General features: G+C 47.8%; 1 pseudogene. It reads left to right on the top strand.

Going from position 1 to position 368, the window contains the following annotated elements:
• Window positions 1-368: pseudogene (sucA, locus tag ACTHSP_RS22785) on the top strand (2-oxoglutarate dehydrogenase E1 component); the annotation flags it as partial.

Raw genomic sequence — 368 nt, forward strand, 5'->3', positions numbered from 1 at the left:
CTGATTTCTGCCTATCGTATCCAAGGCGTGGGTGCAGCCCAACTTGATCCGCTCAAACGTATTCCTCCTCAAAATATTGAAGCTCTCGATCCTAAATTCCACGGTCTGTCAGATGCCGATATGGCGCTTCAGTTCAATATGGGTGAGGGCGATTTTTCCGGTCAGAGCAAACTGCCTCTGTCCCAAATCATCAGTAACCTCAAACAAACCTACTGCGGCCATATCGCGGTAGAGTACATCTACATCCCAAATACCGAAGAGCGCCGCTGGGTTCGCAATTATTTTGAAAGCGTACTGTCTACGCCAAGCTACAACGTTGAACAAAAACGCCGTATCTTGAAAGAAATGACTGCTGCCGAAACTCTGGA

The sequence above is a fragment of the Neisseria sp. P0001.S005 genome, from assembly GCF_051963715.1.